The organism is Nocardioides baekrokdamisoli, assembly GCF_003945325.1.
In the GTDB taxonomy this organism is placed as follows: Bacteria; Actinomycetota; Actinomycetes; order Propionibacteriales; family Nocardioidaceae; genus Nocardioides; species Nocardioides baekrokdamisoli.
The window spans coordinates 955,004-971,894 of the sequence record NZ_AP019307.1 but is presented as its reverse complement, the minus strand read 5'-3'; the positions used below and the strand labels follow the sequence as shown (position 1 = coordinate 971,894).

14 protein-coding genes and 1 riboswitch are annotated in these 16,891 nt (G+C 67.7%); of the genes, 9 read left to right on the top strand and 5 right to left on the bottom strand.

What is annotated here, in order from left to right; genetic code table 11:
• Positions 1-95: 95 nt before the first annotated feature.
• Positions 96-1,073, top strand: a complete 978-nt coding sequence (locus KCTC_RS04620; protein WP_125567194.1) for a polysaccharide deacetylase family protein — start codon at positions 96-98, stop codon at positions 1,071-1,073.
• A gap of 387 nt (positions 1,074-1,460) precedes the next feature.
• Here the strand turns inward: KCTC_RS04620 and KCTC_RS04610 are convergent, their stop codons facing one another.
• A complete protein-coding gene (locus KCTC_RS04610; protein WP_125567190.1) occupies positions 1,461-2,480 on the bottom strand; it encodes an LLM class flavin-dependent oxidoreductase in 1,020 nt (339 codons plus the stop codon).
• An 84-nt stretch (positions 2,481-2,564) separates the two neighbouring features.
• On the opposite strand from KCTC_RS04610, the gene pcrA reads away from it, so the two are divergent.
• A complete protein-coding gene (pcrA, locus tag KCTC_RS04605) occupies positions 2,565-4,901 on the top strand; it encodes a DNA helicase PcrA (protein ID WP_125567188.1) in 2,337 nt (778 codons plus the stop codon).
• A 9-nt stretch (positions 4,902-4,910) separates the two neighbouring features.
• Here the strand turns inward: pcrA and KCTC_RS04600 are convergent, their stop codons facing one another.
• Together KCTC_RS04600 and KCTC_RS14880 are read right to left on the bottom strand one after the other, a co-directional pair.
• Complete coding sequence (locus tag KCTC_RS04600) at positions 4,911-5,342, bottom strand: DUF309 domain-containing protein (RefSeq protein WP_125567186.1); 432 nt, start codon at positions 5,340-5,342, stop codon at positions 4,911-4,913.
• 6 nt (positions 5,343-5,348) lie between these two features.
• Positions 5,349-6,575, bottom strand: coding sequence for a M23 family metallopeptidase (locus KCTC_RS14880; protein ID WP_197715247.1), 1,227 nt, complete (start codon positions 6,573-6,575; stop codon positions 5,349-5,351).
• A gap of 221 nt (positions 6,576-6,796) precedes the next feature.
• Here KCTC_RS14880 and sucC point away from each other — a divergent pair, with 221 nt between their 5' ends.
• Together sucC and sucD are read left to right on the top strand one after the other, a co-directional pair.
• Positions 6,797-7,963 carry an ADP-forming succinate--CoA ligase subunit beta gene (gene sucC, locus KCTC_RS04590; protein ID WP_125567184.1) on the top strand — a complete coding sequence of 389 codons (1,167 nt, stop codon included), beginning with the start codon at positions 6,797-6,799 and terminating at the stop codon, positions 7,961-7,963.
• Between the two features lie 15 nt (positions 7,964-7,978).
• Positions 7,979-8,875, top strand: coding sequence for a succinate--CoA ligase subunit alpha (gene sucD / locus KCTC_RS04585; protein WP_125567182.1), 897 nt, complete (start codon positions 7,979-7,981; stop codon positions 8,873-8,875).
• 112 nt (positions 8,876-8,987) lie between these two features.
• On the opposite strand, the gene KCTC_RS04580 is transcribed toward sucD, so the two are convergent.
• The gene (locus KCTC_RS04580) at positions 8,988-10,856 is read right to left on the bottom strand and encodes a SigE family RNA polymerase sigma factor (protein ID WP_125567180.1); all 1,869 of its coding nucleotides are present in this window, start codon (positions 10,854-10,856) and stop codon (positions 8,988-8,990) included.
• 90 nt (positions 10,857-10,946) lie between these two features.
• On the opposite strand from KCTC_RS04580, the gene KCTC_RS04575 reads away from it, so the two are divergent.
• The 5 genes from KCTC_RS04575 to KCTC_RS04555 all read left to right on the top strand — a co-directional run bounded on the left by KCTC_RS04575 (position 10,947) and on the right by KCTC_RS04555 (position 15,679).
• Positions 10,947-12,167 carry a cell division protein PerM gene (locus KCTC_RS04575; protein WP_125567178.1) on the top strand — a complete coding sequence of 407 codons (1,221 nt, stop codon included), beginning with the start codon at positions 10,947-10,949 and terminating at the stop codon, positions 12,165-12,167.
• Between the two features lie 36 nt (positions 12,168-12,203).
• A complete protein-coding gene (gene purN, locus KCTC_RS04570; RefSeq protein WP_125567176.1) occupies positions 12,204-12,812 on the top strand; it encodes a phosphoribosylglycinamide formyltransferase in 609 nt (202 codons plus the stop codon).
• A 2-nt stretch (positions 12,813-12,814) separates the two neighbouring features.
• Positions 12,815-12,889: riboswitch (ZMP/ZTP riboswitch) on the top strand.
• A gap of 33 nt (positions 12,890-12,922) precedes the next feature.
• On the top strand, positions 12,923-14,503 hold the full coding sequence (purH, locus tag KCTC_RS04565) for a bifunctional phosphoribosylaminoimidazolecarboxamide formyltransferase/IMP cyclohydrolase (protein WP_125567174.1): 1,581 nt from the start codon (positions 12,923-12,925) through the stop codon (positions 14,501-14,503).
• 45 nt (positions 14,504-14,548) lie between these two features.
• Complete coding sequence (locus tag KCTC_RS04560; RefSeq protein WP_125567172.1) at positions 14,549-15,397, top strand: bifunctional methylenetetrahydrofolate dehydrogenase/methenyltetrahydrofolate cyclohydrolase; 849 nt, start codon at positions 14,549-14,551, stop codon at positions 15,395-15,397.
• 3 nt (positions 15,398-15,400) lie between these two features.
• Entirely contained in the window at positions 15,401-15,679 is a 279-nt protein-coding gene (locus KCTC_RS04555; protein ID WP_125567170.1) for a DUF3017 domain-containing protein, read from the top strand.
• 169 nt (positions 15,680-15,848) lie between these two features.
• On the opposite strand, the gene KCTC_RS04550 is transcribed toward KCTC_RS04555, so the two are convergent.
• On the bottom strand, positions 15,849-16,802 hold the full coding sequence (locus tag KCTC_RS04550) for an MIP/aquaporin family protein (RefSeq protein WP_125567168.1): 954 nt from the start codon (positions 16,800-16,802) through the stop codon (positions 15,849-15,851).
• Between the last annotated feature and the right edge of the window lie 89 nt (positions 16,803-16,891).

Sequence of the window (16,891 nt, the reverse complement as noted above, 5' to 3'; positions counted from 1 at the left end):
GACTTTTCTCAGGTACGCGACCCCGCGTGGCGCCCGGCGGGCCGCCCCATCGGCCTTAACGTCGGCATCGGAGGGGTGTAGGACAGGGGTGTCAGGTGGATCGACGAGATTTCCTCGCGGTTCTTGCCGTGGGGGTGGCCGCGGCGTTGTCCGGTTGCGGCACGACTGAGACCCGGACCGCCGCACCGCCTCCGGGCCCGACGCCATCGGGCAGTCCGACCGACGCCGTGCTCCGTGCTCCGGCAGGCATGTTCGGGCCGCCGGTGGGGCTGGTCCGGGTGCCGGTTCCGGAGGGCAGCATCACCATGCTTCCGGGGCGTGGGAACTACGTCGCCCTCACCGTCGATGACGGCACCGACGCCGAGGTGTTGGCGGCCTACATCGCGTTGGCTCGACGCACGGGGCTGCGACTGACCTTCTTCGCCAACGGTTACATGTCCAGCTGGACCGATCACGCCCCCGACCTGCGCCCCCTGGTCGACCAGGGCCAGGCGATCGTCTGCAACCACACGTGGTCCCATCGCGACCTGACTCGTCTGAGCGAGCGTGAGATCGCGACGGAGGTGCAGCACAACGAGCAGTTCCTCACGAACACCTACGGCTCCAACGGGCGGCCGTTCCTTCGACCGCCCTACGGCCGCCACAACCATCGCGTGGACCGTACGCTGGCCGCTCTCGGCTATCCGGCCGTGACGATGTGGTGGGGCTCGTTCGCCGACTCGACGCCCCAACCACCTGCCCGGATCGTGGCCAACGCCGAGCAGTGGCTGCTGCCGCAGCGGCTGGTGATCGGCCACGCGAACCATCCCGGGGTGATGTCCGTGATGGACCAGATCGTCGACATCATCAAGCAGCGGAACCTTCAGCCCGTGCACCTGGCCGACATCTTCGACCTCACCCAGGTGCCGCCGATCCCGCCGATGCCCACCTCGACACCCGTGCACACGCCGTCACCGACTGCGACGCCGACGCCGTCCGGCCGCCCGTCGGCCACCAAGGGCCCGACTCCGCTGCCGCACCCGACCGGTTCGCCGACGCGTACGCATCCACCCAAGCCCGGCACACAGCACTGAGGTCATCAACGTCGAAGGTTGCGGCCACCTGATGGACGCAACCTTCGGTGTTGACGCATGAGCGCCGAGCTCGGCCCAGCGGCATCCCTTGGTCCGTGACCGACCCTTCGCGACCGTTCGGCCCCAGCGCGTACGCCGGCCGTGCCCGGCTGGTCCGCGCCAGCCGACCGGCGGCGCGACCTGGCGGTCATCTGCTGCGCGGATTGAACCTGCCGGTGGAGTTGATGTGTCGTGGTGACGTGTCAGGTGCGTCGGTAGGACACATCAACGCCCGGTCTGCGTGATCGGCTGCAGCTCGTTGAGGGGCAGGGAGACGCACACTCCTGCTGTCGGCAGATCTGGGCGGCTCGAAGCTCCGTTGTCGCTGCCTCGATTCTGATTCGTGGATCAGCGCCAGCCGAGAGCCGGTGCCACCTGCGTCAGGATCGACTCCAGGACGTGGGCGTTGTAGTCCATGCCCAGTTGGTTCGGCACCGTCAGCAACAGCGTGTCGGCCGCCGCGATCCCCTCGTCCTCGCGCAGTTGCTCGATCAGCTGGTCCGGCTCGGCGGCGTACGACCGCCCGAAGACGGCACGGAAGTTGTCGATCTCGCCGACCTGGTCGCTGCTCTGCTGTTGCCCGAAGTACGCATGGTCCTCAGCTGACACCAGCGGGAAGATCGAGCGGCTGACGGACACGCGCGGCGTACGCGTGTGCCCCGCTGCGTCCCAGGCTGCACGGAACTTCTCGATCTGCTTGCGCTGCTGCACGTGGAAGGGCTCGCCGGACTCGTCCTGCTTGAGCGTGGACGACATCAGGTTCATCCCGATCTGACCGGCCCATTCGGCGGTGGCGTCGGAGGCCGCACCCCACCAGATCCGGTCACGCAGCCCGGCCGAGTGTGGCTCGACCCGCAGGAGGCCGGGAGGGTTGGCGAACATCGGACGTGGGTTCGGCTGCGCGAATCCCTCGCCCTTGAGCAGTTCCCACATGGTTTCCGCATGGCGCCGACCCATGTCAGCATCCGTCTCGCCGTCGGCGGGGTGGTAGCCGAAGTACTTGTAGCCCTCGATGACCTGCTCGGGTGACCCGCGGGAGATGCCGAGCTGCAGTCGGCCGTCGGAGATCAGGTCAGCCGCGCCTGCGTCTTCGAGGAAGTAGAGCGGGTTCTCGTACCGCATGTCGATGACGCCGGTGCCGATCTCGATCTTCGACGTACGCGCGCCGATCGCGGCGAGCAACGGGAAGGGCGATGCGAGTTGGCGGGCGAAGTGGTGCACCCGGAAGTACGCGCCGTCGGCGCCGAGTTCCTCGGCTGCGACCGCCAGGTCGATCGACTGGTGCAGTACGTCCGAGGCCGACCTCGTCTGCGAGTGCGGTGACGGCGTCCAGTGTCCGAAGGAGAGGAATCCGATGCTCTTGCTCATGCTGGTTGAACCTTCAATCATCGAGTTTCATTCCGTCGCCTCGAGACGGAAATCGTCGGTTCGGCGTCATAGTCTGGGACCAGCATGACTGACACCGCCGACGCCCTCCTCGAAGGGCTCAACGAGCCCCAGGCCGCCGCGGTGGTCCACGCCGGGACACCGCTCCTCGTCGTCGCTGGCGCCGGCTCGGGCAAGACCCGCGTGCTCACCCGACGCATCGCCTGGCTGATCTCGGAACGCAAGGCCCACCCGGGCAGCATCCTGGCGATCACCTTCACCAACAAGGCAGCGGCCGAGATGAAGGAGCGCGTCGAGGATCTGGTCGGCCGCCGCGCCGCGATCATGTGGGTCTCGACCTTCCACTCCGCGTGCGTACGCATCCTGCGCAAGGAGATCGAGCGACTGGGCTTCAAGTCGAGCTTCTCGATCTATGACTCCCAGGACCAGAAGCGGCTGATGCAGCTCGTGCTCAACGACCTGGATCTGGACGCCAAGCGTTTCCCGCCGAACGCTGTCCTCAACTGGGTCAGTGACCAGAAGAACGAGCTCCTCGACCCGGACGACGTGGCCAAGGACGCTCACAACAGCCTGGAGGAGGGGTACGCGTCGGCGTACGCGGAGTACCAGAAGCGGCTCAAGCAGGCGAACGCCCTCGACTTCGACGACCTGATCATGTTGACGGTCCGGGTGTTCCAGCTCTTCCCCGACGTACGCGAGACCTATCGTCGCCGCTTCCGCCACGTCCTGGTCGATGAGTACCAGGACACCAACCACGCCCAGTACGCCCTGATCGCCCAGCTGTGTGCCGGTGACCCAGAAGGCAACGATCAGGTCGAGCCCGCCGAACTCATGGTCGTGGGTGACGCGGACCAGTCGATCTACGCGTTCCGCGGCGCCAACATCCGCAACATCCTCGACTTCGAGCAGGACTTCCCCAACGCGACCTCGATCGTGCTCGAGCAGAACTACCGCTCCACGCAGACGATCCTCAACGCGGCCAACTCGGTCATCAAGAACAACGCGGGCCGTCGCGACAAGAAACTCTGGTCCGAGGCGGGCGAGGGCGAGCGGATCGTCGGCTGGGTCGCCGACGACGAGCGCGACGAGGCCCGCTTCGTCAGCGGTGAGATCGACAAACTGGTCGACGACGGTCAGAGTGCCAGCGACGTGGCGGTGTTCTACCGGACGAACGCCCAGTCGCGCGTCTTCGAAGAGGTCTTCATCCGCACCGGCCAGCCGTACAAGGTCGTCGGTGGCGTGCGGTTCTACGAACGTCGCGAGATTCGGGACGCCCTGGCGTACCTGCGCATGCTGGCGAACCCTGACGACCAGGTCTCCCTGCGTCGCATTCTCAACACGCCCAAACGAGGCATCGGTGACCGGGCGGTCGAGCTCATCAACGACCTCGCCAATCGTGATGACCTCACCTTCTGGCAGGCGCTGCAGCGGGCGGATCAGGCGCCGGGTCTCGCCACCCGCAGCGAGAGCAACATCAAGGCCTTCGTCACCATGGTCGAAGAGTTGCAACAGCTGGTCGAGGCGGGCGAGCGTGCGGACGTCATCCTCGAGACGGCCCTCGCCCGGAGCGGCTACCTCGAGTGGCTTGAGGCCTCCGACGACCCTCAGGACGAGACCCGGATCGAGAATCTCGCCGAACTGGTCGCGGTCGCTCGCGAGTTCAGCGATGACCCGCAGGCCGGCCCGTCTGCGGACCCGGCCGACGTCGACGCAGGTCTGGTCACGCCCGGTCTCAACGACTTCCTCGAACGTGTCGCGCTCGTCGCGGACGCCGACCAGATCCCCGACGACGAGGAGGGCGTTGTCACCCTGATGACGCTCCACACGGCCAAGGGCCTGGAGTTCCCGATCGTCTTCCTCACGGGCCTCGAGGACGGCGTCTTCCCGCATTCGCGGGCGCTCGGTGACACCACCGAACTCGAGGAGGAGCGCCGCCTGGCGTACGTCGGGATCACCCGAGCACGCGAGCGGCTGTTCCTTTCGCGGGCGGTCGTACGGTCCGCCTGGGGCGCCCCGTCGTACAACCCGGCTTCGCGCTTCCTCGACGAACTCCCGGTCGACCTCGTGGACTGGAAGCGCAACGCTGCCCAACAGACGCGCTGGAACCGTCCGGAGACCGGCGGGAACGACTGGGGTGCGGGCAACCGTTTCGGTCCGCCGACCGCCGCGGGACGACGGAACTTCAGCGCCGCGGCGGCACGCGCCGATGCCGCCGCCAAGGCGCGTACGCCGGTGGAGATCCCGTCGTTGGAGCCCGGCGACCGGATCAGTCACGACGCGTTCGGACTCGGCACGGTGGTCGTGGTCGAGGGCGTGGCGGAGAAGGCCATCGCGAGCATCGACTTCGGTAGTCAGGGCGTGAAGCGGCTGTTGTTGCGCTACGCCCGCGTCGACAAGTTGTAGTCGTGCGCATCAGATGGGGTCAGAGCCCCCGTTGATGCGCACGAGGCGGATGCAGTTGCGGACCGCCGTCAGGTCGAGGCCGTAGGTTTCGCCGCTGTAATGCTCGATCTGTCGCAGGCCTCGATCGAGCAGGCGGCCGGCGCCGATCTCATTGCCGCGAGCCCGGTGGGTCAGCCCGACACAGATCTGCGCGAGACCTTGCCACAGCGGGCGCTCGACCTCGGGGCAGTCCTTCCAGCGGGCTTCGAGGACCTCGTGGGCGGAGAACGGTCGGCCCTCGTCGAGCAGGCGCCTCGCCTCAGCGATCGTCTCGAGTGGAGGAAGTGGCTTTTCCGATACTGGTTCAACACCGGTGGTGCCGTAGGGGAGTGGTCGCCCGAGGGCATCCCTGGGTCGAGCCTGTCGCGGCCGACCCGCCTCATCGCGATCGCGTCCGGTCACAGGCGATTACTGCAAGGCGTCCGGGTTCACACCATGCAAACGCAGTGCCTCGTCCGGGTCGACTGGATCCCCGCCGCCGGGGCGGATCTCCAGGTGCACGTGCGGGCCGGTGACGTTGCCGGTCGCGCCGACGTAGCCGATGACCTCGTCACGGGTGACCTTCTGCCCGATTGAGACGCCGAACGCGCTCTGGTGGGCGTAGTAGACGACGGTGCCGTCCGCCAGCGTCTCCTCGGTGAGGTTGCCGTACGCGCCGCCCCAGCCGACGGACGTGATCGTGCCGTTCATGATCGCGTGGATCGGGGTGCCGTTCGCGCAGGCGAAGTCGAGGCCGGTGTGGAACGTCGACCAGAGGCCGCTGTACTGACCGAAACGACCGGTCAGGGTGTAGCCACCCGGTGTGATCGGGGTGATCCAGAGGTTGGAACTGAGCTGCTTGTCCCAGCCGGCCGCCTGCAGGTTCGTCTCGGCGAGGGCCCTCTCGTGGGCTGCGGCGGCGTTGTTGAGGGCGGCGGTGCTGCGGCTCAGGGCGCGGCTGACGGGCATGGTGCGCACGCCGACCGCGCCGACATCGCTGGCGTCGGTCGCGGTGGCGAGCCACTGCTGCTGGATCTCGGCCTGGATCTGGACACGCGAATCGTACGCGGAGGTCGCGTACGCGCCGATGCCGGCGCCGGCGATCGTCAGTACGCCGGCGACGAGCGGGAGCGACCGGGCGCGGTGGCGCCGCTTGGAAGTCGCCGCACGGCGACGGCCCGAACTACCGACGGCCTGAAGCGTGGTGGTCGTGTCGCTCGACAGGTCGGCGGCGTACGCGGCAGCCAGGGTCACGGCTGGGAGGTGGACGCTGCTGTCGTACATCCCCTCGCGCGCGGTCGGTACGAACAAGGCCCGGGCAGGACGAGGCTGGGCGACGATCTGCGGCGTCCAGCCGAAGTCAGCGGGGACACGCGGACGTGGGGCGGTGTCCTCCATCGGAAGACTGACCAGCGCCTCGAGCTCGCCGGTCGTCGGCGTGGAGGCGCTGTGGAGGTTCTCGGGGTGGGCGGGGCGAGCAACACGGCGGCCGATGTACTCCGTCAGGAGCTCCTCGGGCGCGTAGTCGCCGACACGTTTCCCGCGGTACGGAACCGAACCCGGGGTCGCCACATCAACTGCGCGGCGCGCAGCACGGAGGTCAAGAGACCGCTGTGGCAAAGGTGTTCCTCCGCTCGGGTTCAGAGGGCGAGCCATGACGATACCCGAGTAGTCAGCGGCGTCCAAAGTGAACGAGGGGTTACGTTACCGGGTTCTGAGCGTCCGCGAGGGCCGAATTCCCCGGGTTTGTTCCAGCGGGGGAGACCCGTGGTCGTCGTCATGCCCGATCGGGTCTATGGTGCTTGGCGGACATCTGATGGAAACGTGATGCGCAATGACGCGCGCGCGTCCCACGTACACAGAAACATGGTGGATCAGTGGATCTCATGGAGTACCAGGCGAAGGAACTCTTCGCCAAGCACGGTGTGACGACCACCCTCGGCACGGTTGTCGAGACCGCGGAGGCAGCCAAGGCTGCCGCCGAGGCGATTGGTGGAGTGACCGTCATCAAGGCTCAGGTCAAGGCCGGCGGCCGCGGTAAGGCTGGCGGCGTCAAGCTCGCCAAGACCCCCGACGAGGCGTTCGAGCACGCGACCAACATCCTCAACCTGACGATCAAGGACCTGCCGGTCAACCGCGTCCTGGTGACCCCGGCGACGCCGCCGCAGGAGGAGTACTACTTCTCGTTCCTGCTGGACCGCTCGAACCGTCAGTACCTCTGCATCGCGTCGGTCGAGGGTGGTGTCGAGATCGAGGAGGTCGCGAAGACCAACCCGGACGCCGTCAAGAAGATCGCGATCGACCCGGGCAAGGGCGTCGACGCCGCCAAGGCTCGCGAGATCGCCACGGAGGCCGGCTTCCCGGAGGCCGTCTTCGAGCAGGCCGTCACCATGATCGAGAACCTGTACAAGGTCTTCGTCGAGGAGGACGCCACCCTGGTCGAGGTCAACCCGCTGGCGCGCCTCGAGGGCGACAAGCTGGAGGCGCTCGACGGCAAGGTGTCCCTCGACGACAACGCCTCCGAGGTCCGTCACCCGGACCACGAGGAGTTCGTCATCCGTGAGGAGGAGGACCCCCTCGAGGCGAAGGCCAAGGACTACGGCCTGAACTACGTCAAGCTCGACGGCCAGGTCGGCATCATCGGCAATGGCGCAGGTCTGGTCATGTCGACGCTCGACGTCGTCGCGTACGCCGGGGAGAACCACGGCGGCGTGAAGCCGGCCAACTTCCTCGACATCGGCGGCGGCGCGAACGCCACCGTCATGGCGAACGGTCTGGACGTCATCCTCAACGACGAGCAGGTCAAGTCCGTGTTCGTGAACGTCTTCGGTGGCATCACCGCCTGTGACGAGGTCGCGAACGGCATCAAGGGTGCTCTCGAGCTCCTGGGCGACAAGGCGACCAAGCCGATCGTCGTCCGTCTCGACGGCAACAACGTCGACAAGGGCCGCGAGATCCTCAACGCCTTCAACCACCCGCTGGTCACGCTCGTCGGCACCATGGATGGTGCTGCCGACAAGGCCGCCGAGCTGGCGAACGTCTGAGAAGGGCACTGTTCAATGTCGATTTATCTGAACTCTGATTCCAAGATCATCGTCCAGGGCATCACGGGCGGCATGGGTGCCAAGCACACCGCTCTCATGCTCGACTCGGGCGCGACGATCGTCGGTGGTGTCAACGCCCGCAAGGCCGGCACCACGGTCACCCACAAGGACGCCAACGGCGCCGACGTCGAGTTGCCGGTCTTCGGCAACGTGGCCGAGGCCATGGAGAAGACCGGCGCCAACGTGTCGGTGCTCTTCGTGCCGCCGGCGTTCACCAAGGACGCTGCGATCGAGGCGATTGACGCCGAGATGCCGCTGATCGTGGTCATCACCGAGGGCGTTCCGGTCCAGGACTCGGCCGAGGTGTGGTCGTACCTCCAGGGCAAGAAGACCCGCATGATCGGTCCGAACTGCCCCGGCATCATCACGCCGGGTGAGTCGCTGGCCGGCATCACGCCGCACACCATTGCGGGCAAGGGCCCGATCGGCCTCGTGTCGAAGTCGGGCACCTTGACCTACCAGATGATGTTCGAGCTGCGGGACTTCGGCATCTCGACCGCCATCGGTATCGGCGGCGACCCGATCGTGGGCACCACCCACATCGATGCGCTGCAGGCGTTCGAGGATGACCCGGAGACCACGGCCATCATCATGATCGGTGAGATCGGTGGTGACGCTGAGGAGCGCGCCGCTGACTACATCAAGGCTCACATCACGAAGCCGGTCGTCGGCTACGTGGCTGGCTTCACCGCTCCGGAGGGCAAGACCATGGGCCACGCCGGCGCCATCGTGTCCGGCTCGGCCGGCACGGCTGCCGCGAAGAAGGAGGCCCTCGAGGCCGTCGGCGTCAAGGTCGGCAAGACGCCGTCCGAGGCCGCCGAGCTCATGCGGGAGATCATGAAGTCCCTCTGACATTCGTCGAAGGGTTGCTTTTTCACACTCGAAGGGCCATCTCCCCGCCAAGGGGAGGTGGCCCTTCGAGTCATCTGTGGCCCTTCGAGTGTGAAAGAGCGACCCTTCGACGTCAGTTGAAGGCGAGTCGCGCGGCGGCGCGTACGACCAGCGCGGCGAAGTCCTGGTCGCTGATCGTGTACGACCCGTCGGGCACGAAACTCAACTGAGCCACCGATCGGCCGGCGGAGATTGCCGCCATGTCGTACGTCACCGAATTGTTTGCGCTGGTCTGGATCTGGACCTGCCAGGCGAAGGCGGCGGCGCCGGCGGGTAGCCCCGGGATCGGGATGAGAGCGACGTGGCTGCCGAGATCGTTCTTCTGGCAGGAATCCATCTTCGCCTTGATCGCGTCCTGGAACGCCGACGCGGCACCAGCCGACGGGAACCGACCAACCGTCTCGGAGAGTCCGAAGTTTGCTGCCAGTTGCTTCGCCCCCGGGAGCAGGAAGACCCGGCTCACGCTGCCGTGGACGGCGCCGAAGCTGGTGCGGTCGCATGGTGTTGCAGCGAGGTTCCGCGTGGCCACGGTGATGGGCGTTGATTCCCACGGCTGGTTGATCCCGGCGATCGCGGGCAGGTCGACGGTGCCGAGCAGCCCCGGGTGATTCGACAATTTCGGCAGCGGGCCAGGTGTGACCACCGGATTCGCGACGCAGTTCTTCACGCCGGCCCCGGGCGCGTGGCAGAGCCGCTCGGTGAGGGTTGCCAGGCCGGCGGCGACGGCCGCGGGAGTCGCCGAGGCATGTTGCGAGGTGCCGACGATCGCGGTCAGCGAGCCGGTCTGCGCGACGCCCACCAGGACCGTTCGCCCGGAGCCGTCGAAGTTACGGAGTTGGGCGATCGATGCCTGGTCGCCCACACCCTTGACGACGTACGTCTTCTGCAACTGGAGCCGCACGCTGGGACAGCCGTCGTACCACGTCAGCAGCGCCTTGTAGTCCGCGCTCGCCTGGCCGGGGTCGCTGCTGGATCGGACCGCCTCGGTGACCCAGCCGCTCGCAGCGGAGGTGCCGACCGTACGCCATGCGGCCACATGGGTGTCCGAGGTCGAACCGGCGCCCCCCAGGCACGCCAGGACGTGGGCGGCCGTGGACTTCGCGGCTGCCGGCGGCAGTTTGGGCTGGTCGCCGTCGCCGACGGCGCCGGTCACGTCGCCGAGCCTGGCGAGGTCGGTGATCGGAAGCAGCGAACTCGAGCTCACCTGGATGGTGGACTGGGGATTCACACTGTTCCAGTGCTTCTGGCCGAGAGCTGCCGTCGTACGTCCGTCCCACGAGACCCCGACGCCGACTCCCACACAGAGCGCGACGATCGCCGCTGCGCCGACCGAGAGATGCACGATGCGGCGGGAGGCGCCGATGCGCAGCAGCGAATTGGAATCCGGCCACGGCTGCCTGACCGCGTCGGCGAACAAGGGCTCGAAAGCAGCCTGGACCTCGCTGGGGGCCACCCCGCGGTGCGTCGCGAACCGTGCGATGGCCTCGTGGAGCTCACGCTCGGCCCGACGGGTCGAGAGACCGACTTCGCGGGCCAGTTGCGTGAGGTTCGCGGTCGACAGGTGCGAGAGCAGGAGTACGCGCCGGTGGAGGCTGGACAGGGAGGCGACCGCTGCGAGCGTCGCGGCTGCCTCCTCGTTGATCTGCGCGGCGCGATGGAAGTGCGGCACGGTGTGTCGGCTCTGCGCTCGTCCCCACGCGATGGGGCGCAGCCAGTCCTCGCGTTCGCTGCCGCCGGTGTCGGCATGGGCGTCGTCCAGCAGGGACACCTTGGGCCAGTGATGAGCGCAGGCGACGTACGCGTCGCGTACGGCCTTCACCGCCGCCGGCCGGTCGCCGGTGAGTGCCCACGTCTGCACCAAGAGGCGCGTACGCGTGCGGCGGTAGAAGGCGTCGAAGCCGTCGTTGGCGGCGGCGTGAGGCGCTGTGGGTGTGGCAGTCATGGGCGCTCCAACTGTAGAGGCTGACCGGTGACAACCTCTGACGGCGTGGCATCGACCCTGACTCCGTGTCGGGCGCGAGGATGGACGGCGATGTCGTTCTTCGTCGCTGGTCCATCTCGCTCGGCGGTGACTGCCCCGCAGCGCCCGTTGGCCCTCGTGGCGACCCTCGGTGGTGCTGTCGCTGCCCTGATGTCACTCGGTGTCTGCATGGTCGTCGGTGTGATCGGGTGGTACCTCACCGATGCCGGGTCGCACGGTTCGGCGACGAGCGGCCTGCGCGTGGGTGCCGTCGGCTGGCTGGTCGGACAGGGGACCGGTCTCACGCTTCCCGGGTACGACCTGCAGCCGATGCCGTTGGCGATCACGGCGCTCATCCTGTGGGTCACGTGGCAGGTGGGCCTGCGCGTGGGTGGAATGGTCGCCGACCACGGCCCCGATGCGGACGGCATCGCCGATGGCTCCCGGGACCTCGTCGTGCCGACAGCCGGGCTGTTGTTCGTGCTGGGCTATGTCGTCGTCGCACTCGTCGTCGACGCCCTGGCGAGCCGCAACGGATCAGTGACCGCGTCCGCAACGCTGAGTGCAACCTTCCCGCTGGCGCTGCTGGTCGGGCTGCCGGCCATCGCCGTGGACTCGGGCCGCTTGCAGGTCTGGGTCGCCGACGTCCCCGAGGATCTGCGCGGTCTCCTGGCCGGCGTACGCGGGCTGCTGATCGGGTGGTTCATCGTCTCTGCGGCGGCCTTCCTCGTGGCGCTGCTGGTCCATGGCACCAAGGCCGTCAACATGGTCTCCGAAACGCACCTCCACGGCGGGTCCGCGGTCAGCTACATCGGCAGCATGCTGCTCGTTCTCCCCAACGCGGTCGTGTTCGCCGGCAGTTATCTGCTCGGTGCGCCGTTCAGCCTGGGAGCCGGCAGCACCGTGGCTCCGCACGCGCTGCACGGCGGTCCCGGGGCGTGGCCCTGGATCCCGTGGCTGGCCGCCACACCCACGACCAACAGCAGTTGGATGTACGCGGTCCTCGCGCTGCCGGTCGCAGTCGCGGTCGTCGTGGCTGTCCGACTGGAACGTCGGACTCCGGCCCCTTCGGTCGTGGCCGCCGCGATTCGGGCATCGGCGTACTCCCTGCTCGCAGCGATCGCCGTCGGAGTCCTGGGATGGTGGGCTGGCGGCGCCGTCGGCTCGGGCCTGATGGTCCGCTTCGGCACCTCGGTCGGCGCGATGTTCGTCCATGCCCTCTACTGGATCGTGCTGCCCTCGATCGTCGCGGCTGCAGCAGCCTCCTGGTGGGAAGGCCGCCGGTCCTCGTGACCGGCTCCAGACCCGGCGGTCACTAGACTGCGCTCCGTGACCGCTCGCCTCGTCGTCCTCGTCTCCGGCAGCGGAACCAATCTGCAGGCCCTCATCGATGCGTCGCGCGACGCTGCGTACGGTGCCGAGATCGTCGCCGTGGGAGCCGACCGGGATCACATTCTCGGGCTCGACCGCGCAACCCGTGAACAGATCCCGACGTTCGTGGTGCCGCTCAACGGCTTCGAGTCCCGCGAGGAGTGGGACGAGGCGCTGACCGCCGCCGTCAGCGCGTACGAACCGGACCTGGTCGTCCTCGCCGGCTTCATGAAGCTGGTCGGGGAATCGTTCCTGGCAGCGTTCGGCGGACGTACGGTCAACACCCATCCGGCACTGTCGCCGAGCTTCCCCGGGATGACCGGGCCGGCCGACGCGCTTGCGTACGGCGTCAAGATCACCGGGTGCACGCTCTTCGTGGTCGATGCGGGTGTGGACACCGGGGTGATCGTGGCCCAGACCGCAGTGGCCGTGGAGGACGATGACACCGTCGAGACCCTGCACGAGCGGATCAAGGTCGGGGAGCGACAGATGCTGGTCGACAGCGTCGGCCGGATGGCTCGTGACGGCTTCCAGGTCGACGGTCGACGGGTTCGCTTCGTCCGATAGGATCTGCGCCATACGACTGGCGCGGGTGGGCGACCACCGGGGAGTCTGAGTTGGCATCGTCCGCCTGGGTGCACTCAACGTTGATTCATCACGTATGAGGAGTTCCGATCATGAACGCTGACCAGATCCAGATCCGCCGCGCGCTGATCTCCGTTTTCGACAAGACCGGTCTCGAGGACCTCGTACGCGGTCTGCACGACGCAGGCGTCGAGCTCGTCTCGACCGGCGGTTCGGCCGCCCTCATCGACCAGCTCGGTCTGCCGGTCACGAAGGTCGAGGACCTGACCGGCTTCCCCGAGTGCCTCGACGGGCGCGTGAAGACCCTGCATCCCCGCGTACACGCCGGGATCCTGGCTGACCGCCGCCTGCCCGAGCACGTCGCGCAGATCGAGGAACTCGGTGTCGAGCCGTTTGACCTCGTCGTGGTCAACCTCTACCCGTTCGCTGCCACCGTCGCTTCCGGCGCGAGCGTCGACGACTGCATCGAGAAGATCGACATCGGCGGTCCGTCGATGGTCCGCGCCGCGGCGAAGAACCACCCCAGCGTCGCCATCGTCACCGATGGCGCCGACTACGCCCGTACGCTCGAGGCCGCCAAGGCCGGTGGCTTCAGCTACGAGGAGCGCAAGGCGCTGGCCGCCAAGGCGTTCGTCCACACCGCGACCTACGACGTGGCCGTCGCTTCCTGGATGGGTTCGGTCCTGATCGATTCCTCGGACGGGACCGGCTTCCCGGCCTGGATCGGCGGCACGTACGACAAGGCGGCCGTCCTGCGGTACGGCGAGAACCCGCACCAGAAGGCGGCGCTCTACCTCAACGGTTTCGGTCCGGCCGGGCTGGCGCAGGCCGAGCAGTTGCACGGCAAGGAGATGTCGTACAACAACTACGTCGACACCGACGCCGCCCGCCGGGCCGTGAACGACTTCGCCGAGCCGGCTGTCGCGATCATCAAGCACGCCAACCCGTGTGGTCTGGCCGTCGGCGCTGACATCGCGGAGGCGCACCGCAAGGCGCACGCCTGCGACCCGGTCAGCGCCTTCGGTGGCGTCATCGCCTCGAACCGTCCGGTGAGTGTCGAGATGGCCAAGCAGGTCGCCGACGTCTTCACCGAGGTCATCGTTGCCCCGGCCTACGAAGACGGCGCGGTCGAGATCCTGTCTCAGAAGAAGAACATCCGGATCCTGATCGCGAACGTCGACGGTGGCTCGCCGGTCGAGACCCGGCCGATCAGCGGCGGTCTGCTGATGCAGACCGTTGACCACGTGGACGCCGAGGGTGACGACCCCGCGAGCTGGACGCTGGCGACCGGCGAGGCTGCCGACGCTGCAACTCTCGCGGACCTTGCGTTCGCCTGGAAGGCCTGCCGCGCGGCGAAGTCGAACGCGATCCTGCTCGCCAAGGACGGCGGTTCGGTCGGCATCGGCATGGGCCAGGTCAACCGCGTCGACTCCTGCAAGCTCGCCGTCGAGCGAGCCAACTCGCTGGCTGAGGGCGATGAGCGTGCCGCCGGATCCGTCGCCGCCTCGGACGCGTTCTTCCCGTTCGAGGACGGGCCGCAGATCCTCATCGACGCCAAGGTGAAGGCGATCGTGCAGCCGGGTGGCTCCGTACGTGACGAGCTCACGATCGAGGCCTGCAAGGCTGCCGGCGTGACGATGTATTTCACTGGCACGAGGCACTTCTTCCACTGAGTGCTGCCTGGCTCGACGACCCCGACAACTCTCTAGGATTCGAACGTGACTGCACAGAAGTTGGACGGCACCGCCACCGCGGCCGCGATCAAGGGCGAACTGCGCGAGCGGGTCGCTGCGCTCAAGGCGAAGGGCATCACGCCGGGCCTCGGCACGATCCTGGTCGGCGAGGACCCCGGTTCGAAGTGGTACGTGGCCGGCAAGCACAAGGACTGCGCCGAGGTCGGCATCGAGTCGATCCGGATCGACCTGCCTGACACGGCTTCCCAGGAGGACGTCGAGTCGGCCGTACGCCAGCTCAATGAGGACCCGGCGTGCACCGGCTACATCGTGCAGTTGCCGCTGCCCAAGGGCTTGGACGAGAACATGGTGCTCGGTCTGATCGACCCGGCCAAGGACGCGGACGGTCTTCACCCGACCAACCTCGGCTGGCTCGTCCTGGGCAAGGAGGCTCCGCTTCCGTGTACGCCGTTCGGCATCGTCGAACTGCTGCGGCGCCACGGTGTCGAGATCGCGGGCAAGGAGGTCGTGGTCGTAGGCCGCGGCGTCACCGTCGGTCGCCCCCTGGGCCTGCTGCTGACCCGTCGGTCGGAGAACGCCACCGTCACGCTGTGTCACACCGGTACGCGGGACCTTGCTGCGCACACCCGCCTGGCGGACATCATCGTCGCGGCCGCCGGCGTCCCCGGGATCATCACGGCGGACATGGTCAAGCCCGGTGCTGCGCTGCTCGACGTCGGTGTCAGCCGCGTCGACGGCAAGGTGGCCGGCGACCTCGCCGACGATGTCTGGGAGGTCGCCGGTTGGGTCTCGCCGAACCCCGGTGGCGTTGGCCCGATGACGCGCGCGATGCTCATCTCGAACGTCGTCCTCGCGGCCGAACAGGCGTACTGAGACGTGGCCCTTCGTCGCCCGTCCACGATCGGTGGGGCCTGTTACCTGACGGTTCTGGCCGTCGCGGCAGCAGGTCTGATCGTGGTGGCGACCGGCCATTGGAGAGCAGGCGTCGACCTGCTCGCCGCCAGCCTCCTCGGATCGGCACTCGCGCGCGGCGTGCTACCGGAGGACGAGGCCGGAATGTTGCAGGTCAGGTCGAAGTTCCTGGACGTGAGCCTGCTGATCGGTGTTGGCGGCGTACTGATCTGGTTGGCGTCCACTGTGCCCAACGCCGGCTGAGAAGCCACGTTCCCGACTCGCCGGCCGGGCGCTTGCGATGCCCTGGTGCTGTCGGAATACGCGCTGGGCACGTCAAACGAAAGCGGTAACCGGTCGGTGCTCGCATCGGAATGACGAGGCTGAGGTTCTGATCACTCGATCGCGGCGCTGGCTGACGTCGACTTCGCCGTCAGGACTCGCGCGGAATCTCCGACGTCGGCTCGGTCGGGTTCGCCTCGGCACCGTCGCCAGCCGGGACCCACTGCTGAGCCGCGTAGTCCCAACGCCAGCCGTCCTGCTCGTACACCGGGGGCTCGCCGTCGCTCGCCGGCTCCTTCGGCGTCTGCCAGGCCGGTGCGTCCTTGGATGGCGTCGGACGCAGTGCGCGCAACTCGTCGAGGGTCGGGATGCCCGAGCCCTCGACCGGGTCGGTGTCGCGGCCGAAGAGCGCGACGTACGCTCCGGCACCGGCGATGGCGCCGCCCAGCGGGGCGAGGATGAAGAGCCACAGTTGACCGATCGCGTGACCACCGGAGAAGAGTGCCGGGCCGATCGAGCGAGCCGGGTTCACCGAGGTGCCGGTCGTGGCGACGGTGGCGAGATGGATGGCGACGAGGGCGAACGCGATCGCAATCGCCTTCGGAGCGAAGTCGAGGGCGTACCTGCGGTCGGTCACCGAGAGAATCACGACCACGAAGACGGCGGTGAAGACGTACTCGATGATGAAGGCCGACCACCAGTGCACGCCGCCGCTGCCGAACGCGTTCTGCCCGAGTCCGAGGGAGTGGGTGTAATCGGGGAAGCCCTGTGCGGTGATCCAGAGAGTCAGGGCACCGACGATCGCGCCGCCGACCTGCGCCAGAGAGTACGAGCCGGCCTCGCGCCACGACATCCGCCCAGCCGCCGCGAGGGCGCTGGACACGGCCGGATTGAAGTGGCCTCCGGAGATCCGGCCGAAGGTCACGATGGCCATCAGGAGCGAGAGCCCGAACGCGAACGCGATCACCACCATCTCGGGGTTGTGCCCCTCAGCCCGTGGGAAGACGACTGATGCGCAGCCTCCGAGGACGAGCAACCCGGTGCCCGCGGCTTCGGCGATCAACTTGTGCTTGAGAGTGGGCTGGTCCGAGATGACGTCGCTCATATTCCGACCCTACCCACTGAGCAAGGCCATCAGCCGGATCCGCCGGCCACAAGATGGCGTACATCCGGTAACTTCGACCCGTCTACCGA

Excerpts from the sequence above, each read along its gene's own strand:
- pcrA (WP_125567188.1), top strand. The coding sequence starts at position 2,565 with ATGACTGACACCGCCGACGCCCTCCTCGAAGGGCTCAACGAGCCCCAG.
- KCTC_RS04610 (WP_125567190.1), bottom strand. The coding sequence starts at position 2,480 with ATGAGCAAGAGCATCGGATTCCTCTCCTTCGGACACTGGACGCCGTCA.
- KCTC_RS04550 (WP_125567168.1), bottom strand. The coding sequence starts at position 16,802 with ATGAGCGACGTCATCTCGGACCAGCCCACTCTCAAGCACAAGTTGATC.
- sucD (WP_125567182.1), top strand. The coding sequence starts at position 7,979 with ATGTCGATTTATCTGAACTCTGATTCCAAGATCATCGTCCAGGGCATC.
- purH (WP_125567174.1), top strand. The coding sequence starts at position 12,923 with ATGAACGCTGACCAGATCCAGATCCGCCGCGCGCTGATCTCCGTTTTC.
- KCTC_RS04580 (WP_125567180.1), bottom strand. The coding sequence starts at position 10,856 with ATGACTGCCACACCCACAGCGCCTCACGCCGCCGCCAACGACGGCTTC.
- KCTC_RS14880 (WP_197715247.1), bottom strand. The coding sequence starts at position 6,575 with ATGGCTCGCCCTCTGAACCCGAGCGGAGGAACACCTTTGCCACAGCGG.
- KCTC_RS04575 (WP_125567178.1), top strand. The coding sequence starts at position 10,947 with ATGTCGTTCTTCGTCGCTGGTCCATCTCGCTCGGCGGTGACTGCCCCG.